Annotated in this window: 3 protein-coding genes; 1 reads left to right on the forward strand and 2 read right to left on the reverse strand. The window is 65.6% G+C overall.

The genetic code is table 11. The features are described 5' to 3' along the window. Window positions 1–80: 80 nt before the first annotated feature. Window positions 81–1103 (reverse strand): right-handed parallel beta-helix repeat-containing protein, encoded by a 1023-nt coding sequence (locus AC1DO7_RS39830; protein ID WP_477117455.1) that lies wholly within the window; start codon window positions 1101–1103, stop codon window positions 81–83. 685 nt (window positions 1104–1788) lie between these two features. Here AC1DO7_RS39830 and AC1DO7_RS39835 point away from each other — a divergent pair. Next, window positions 1789–3210 (forward strand): DUF1254 domain-containing protein, encoded by a 1422-nt coding sequence (locus tag AC1DO7_RS39835; RefSeq protein WP_441616837.1) that lies wholly within the window; start codon window positions 1789–1791, stop codon window positions 3208–3210. A 91-nt stretch (window positions 3211–3301) separates the two neighbouring features. Here AC1DO7_RS39835 and AC1DO7_RS39840 read toward each other — a convergent pair. Next, window positions 3302–5271 (reverse strand): TonB-dependent receptor family protein (locus tag AC1DO7_RS39840; RefSeq protein WP_477117456.1); only part of this gene is annotated, 1970 nt, incomplete at its 5' end.

A 5271-nucleotide genomic window follows, 5' to 3' on the forward strand; every position in this document is an offset into this window, starting at 1 on the left:
GCATTGTAGTGCCCATCGGTGCCCGTACGATCCCGCCGCTTCGGGGGATTTTTGTTGCTTTGCCGTCATCGGCCTGTCGTCTATGGCAGGTAAGTATTGTCTTGCGCGATCAGCCCGGAAACGGGGCGTCCGAGATACATTGCACGATATTGGGCACCGGTCACGATATCGGCGTTTCTGGTGCCGGAGAACGTATTTCCGCTCACCGTATTATTGTCGTCTTCCACGATGACGCCCTGGCGGACATTAGCAAAGCGATTATTCATCACCTGGTTGTTCTGCGCATAATCGAGGAAATACCGGCCGGCATAGTAGGAGGGGTCGCTGCAATTCCAGTTACCCAGGTCCCGGCTCTGCCTGGACGCGATCCAGACGCCCACGCTTTCCGCGGCAAAATCGTTATCCTGGATCAGATTGCCGTCAGAGTGCTGCCAGCGCGCCGGGCCCTGGTTCTCGCCGCAGTTCTTGTAGAGCGTGATGGCGGCAAGGGCGTTGCCGCTGAACTTGTTGCCGGCAATGACGTTGCCGGCCGAAGAATCGATGGCGATGGCTTCGCGGGTGCGCGGCAGGCCGTTGCCGGTGAAGGTGGAGTTCACGATCCGGTTGTCGCGCGTCGAGGCGTCCAGGTACACGCCCGGGCCACGCGAACTGGTCACGGTGACATTGCGCAGCGTGTTGCCGGATGCGTAGGACTCGATATAGATGCCGACGTTGCCGGCGCCCTCCACGCTGGCATTCTCGATCAGCACCTGCTGCGGTGAGCGCGCGTAGATGTCGTCGCGGGTGTAGGCCTGGAGCCTGGCCGCGAGCGCACCGCTCCAGCCGATCGCGATGCCCACGGAGGCCTGGTTCTTCAGGCGGCAATTGCGGATGGTGACATGGCGCAGCGCGCCGCCGCGCGAGTCCACGTAGATGCCCTTGACATCGGTGCCGCGGCCGTCGATGGTGGCGCCGCCGCAGTCCAGCGTGATGCCGGACCGGCTGATCGTGAAGGTCTGCTTGTAGACGCAGGCACTGTCGAGCACGGTATCGACCGTGACTTCGGCGGGCGATGCGCAACTGGCCGTGCCTGGCACGGCGGATGGCGTGTCGCCGCTGGCCATGCCGTCGCCGCCACCGCCGCAACCGGCCAGGGTCAGGGCAATGCCGGGGCAGAGCTCCGGACAGGAGTCGTGCTGCGGGCCATTGATTATTCAATGGCCACGGCTTCTCGATCCGGACGCGCCGATGATTTTCCCTTCGATGGCTTCCCTGTTCTGTTCTTCCTCCGCTATCGAGATAGGTCCGTGTCCTTTGTTGGGAAATTTCGTTATTTACGATGAGAGAATTCTAGGTACGGTTTTCATGATTTCATATAAGAGCAGTCCTATTTTTGATGGTATTTCAGGGTCGATCAGAGTGTGGTTTACCCTTTAATCCCGGCGGCTGACGGGGAAGAAAATCCGGATGGCGCGCAGGGCGCGGCATATCTAAGATCAGAAGGCAACGCGAGGAACCTGCGGGGGCCTGGCGGACGAAGCCGGCGCCCCATGCAAGAGGCACGCGGGACGCAGGAGGCGCGGCCAGGCGGGAGCGCCGCTCCCCGCCCGGAAGCGCGCCATAAGACTCGGCCTTTGGTGCGTTATGCCGCATTATTCCCGTGCCCGGAATTGACAAGTGCGGACTCGCCAGCACATCATCGATCGAATAAAATCGCTCAATCACACGCGGGAAAAATGTCGCCGCTCCAGCGGTAACCGACGTGACCGACGTGTCGGGTAGTCAATCCAAAAACAAGGGATCGGGGTCATGAGTTTTTCGATTCGCCAGATCGCGGGCGCAGCGGCGCTCGGCCTGCTGCTGGCCGGGTGCGCCACGGCACCGCAGAAGGTGGAAGCGCCGAAGGGCGCTTCCACCCAGCCGGACGCGACCATCAAGGCCTTGTCGGCCCAGGTCTTCACCTACGCCTATCCGCTGGTGCTGATGGATGTCACGCGCGAGGTCATGACCGCGCGCACGCCGGCCAATACCTTCGCGCACAAGCGCAGCTTCCCGGACGCCACCTTTACGGATGTGGTCAGCCCGAATGCCGACACGCTCTACTCGTCGGCATGGCTGGACCTGAGCGCGGAACCGGTGATCCTGTCCTTGCCGGATACCCACGGCCGCTACTACCTGATGCCGCTGATGGACGGCTGGACCAATGTGTTCGCTTCGCCGGGCAAGCGCACCACCGGCACCGGCAAGGCCGTGTTCGCTATCACCGGCCCGAAGTGGACGGGCACCTTGCCGCCTGATGTGAAGGAAATCCACGCACCCACCGAAATGGTCTGGCTGATCGGCCGTACCCAGACCAACGGCAAGCAGGACTACGCGGCGGTGCGCCAGTTGCAGAACCAATACCGCCTGATGCCGCTGTCGGCCTGGCAGCGCGCCGGCAAGACACGCGGCAAGGCCGCGCCGGCCGCCGCGCCGGAAAGCAGCACGGCCGATGTGGAAACCCCGCCGGTGGAGCAGGTGGCAGCCATGGACGCGCAGGCGTTCTTCACGCGCTTCGCCGAGTTGCTGCCTGCCAATCCGCCCGCGCCGGCAGACGCCGCCATGGTGGCATCGATCAAGAAGCTCGGCATCGTGCCCGGCGCCCCGTTCTCCGTGACCGCGCTCGAGCCCTCCACGGCCCGTGCCGTGCAGGAAGGCGCCACCGCCGCGCTGGCCGGCATCTCGGGCGCTGCCAGGCGCGGCGCCGACACCGGCGCGGAGTGGAACATCCGCCGCGACCTCGGCAGCTATGGCACCGCCTATGGCAAGCGCGCGCTGGTGGCGTGGGTCGGCCTCGGGGCGAACCTGCCGGCGGACGCGCTCTACCCCAGCACGCGCGTCGACTCGGCCGGCAAGCCGCTCAGCGGAGCGAAGCGCTATGTCATGCATTTCGACAAGAACCAGCTGCCGCCGACCAGCGCCTTCTGGTCGCTCACGCTCTACAACGACAAGCAGGCGTTCGCGGCGAACCCGCTGAACCGCTACGCCATCGGCGACCGCGACCGCCTCAAGTACAACCGCGACGGCTCGCTCGACCTCGTCATCCAGAATGCACGTCCGCCGGCCAGCCAGCTGCCGAACTGGCTGCCAGCGCCGGCGGACGGTTTCAACCTGATGCTGCGAGTCTACTGGCCCAAGCAGGCCATGCTCGATGGCACCTGGGTGGTCCCGCCGGTGGAGCGGATCGACTAAGGCGCAGGGAAGGGAACAGCGGCAGGAAAGACAAAGGGGCAGGGGCGCTGCGCGGCGAGCACCCCTGCCCCTTGCGCCATGGCGGCGGGCCTCAGAACTTGTACTTCACCCCGGCATAGAAGGCGCGCCCGGTGCCTGGATAGAAGACCGCGGTATTGGCGGTGCGCGCATCGGCCACCGTACTGAAATCGCTCACGTAGCGCTTGTTGGTCAGGTTCCTGGCGTCGAGGAATACCGTGACCCCGCGCTGGAAGTCGTAGCTGGCCTGCACTCCCAGCAGCACGTAGCCCGGCGTGCGCAGCGTATTCGCGTAGTCGACGTAGGCGCCGCCCGGCACCCAGTCGATGGTGCCTGCCACGCGCAGGCCGGCCGCGCGGCTGTAGGCGACGGTGGTGCGCAACACATGCTCCGGCACGCCTGCGATGCGGTTGTTGCCATACTGCGGATCATTGTCGAAGCGGAAATCGCTGTAGTTCCACAGTTGCGACAGCGTGAACCTGTCGCCGCTGCCGAATACGTTCTGCAGCACGTCGCCGGACACGCCCAGCTCCACGCCCTGCAGCGTGGTGCGATTGGCATTGAAGGTGGCAGCGGGTACATCCGGGTTGGTGGTGAACTGAAGCAGCTGGTCGCGCACCAGCGAGCGGTACGCCGTCACGTCCCACGAAAAGCGTTCGCGCTTGCCGCGCGTGCCGAGTTCCAGCGTCCAGCCGTGTTGCGCGGCCAGCGGCACGAAGCGCGTGGTGGTGGCGATGGTCTGGGTCAGGTCGGTGAAGTCGGGCACGTCGGCGCTGCGCGTGATGTCCGCGAAGGCCTGCACGTCGCGCACCGGTTCCCACAGCACGCCGAACTTGGGATTGACGCCGCTGTAGGTGGTGCGATCCGACTTGGGCGTGGGGTTCGCCGCCAGGCCGCCGTAGTCGTGGTAGTCGCGCACGTTGCGGTAGGCCTTGGCGCCGGCCATCAGCGCGACCGTGGGCACGACCCAGAGGCGGTCCTCCAAGTAGGCCTCGTAGTTGTAGGCGTCCTGCGCCGCGTTGAGCGTCTGCGCGCCGCGGTTGCCGTTGATGTTGATGAACTGGCGCGCATCGTTGTTGCCGCCGAAGAAGCGCGCGCCGACGATCACCTGGTTGCGCAGGCCGCCGATGGTCTGGTTGCCGGTGTAGCGCGGGGCGAAGCCGTAGGTCCAGTAGTCCTGGTCGATCACCTGGAAGATCGGGTGGTACAGGCTCTTGTGGATGACCCAGGTGCTGAAGTCGAGCTGGCCGCTGTCCAGCTTGACGGTGGTCACGTTGGCCACGCGCTCGGTGCGGGTGTTGCGCGCCTGGTCGCCGGCCAGCGCGCTGGCGGAGGCCTTGCGCGGGTTGTTCAGCGCATCGCTGAGCGAGAGCGAGCCCGGCAGTTGCTGGTCGACGATGTAGGCGCCGAGGTAGAAGCGGGTTTCCACCGCCGGGCTGAAACGGTAGCCGAAGTTGGCGTTGAACTGCTCGTACTGGCCGCGCTCGTGGTCCCGGTAGCCGTTGGAATGGTTGACGCTCAGGTTGCCCAGGAAATCGAAGGCGCCGATCTGGCGCGAGACCTGGCCGCTGGCCCGTGCCGTGCCGAAGCTGCCGCCGTCCACGCGCACCAGGTTGGGCGCGTCGGCGGTCAGCGCGGTGGGCGTGGTGAAGTTGATCGCGCCGCCCAGCGTGGTGGTGCCGTAGGCCAGGCCGTTGCCGCCCTTGTAGACTTCGGCCGCGCTCAGGCCGAGGGGGTCGATCTGGTAGTAGTCGCCGCTGCCGTCGGCGAAGTTGGTGGGCACGCCGTCCTGCAGGATGTCCAGGCCGCGCGTATGAAAGCCGCGCGCGATGCCCGAGCCACGGATGGACAGCCGCAGTTCCTGGCCGTAGCGCTCCTGCACATAGACGCCTGGCGAGTCCTTGAGGACGTCGCGCAGGTTACTGGCGTAGGTGTCGCTGTAGGAAGCCGCATCGACGAAGCCCACCGAGCCGGCAGTCCCGAACAGCGTCTCTTTCTGCTGGCCCACCGAGGGCGCCGTCAGCGAGCCATGCGCCTTGGCCG

This window comes from Cupriavidus sp. 05N40 (assembly GCF_056397305.1).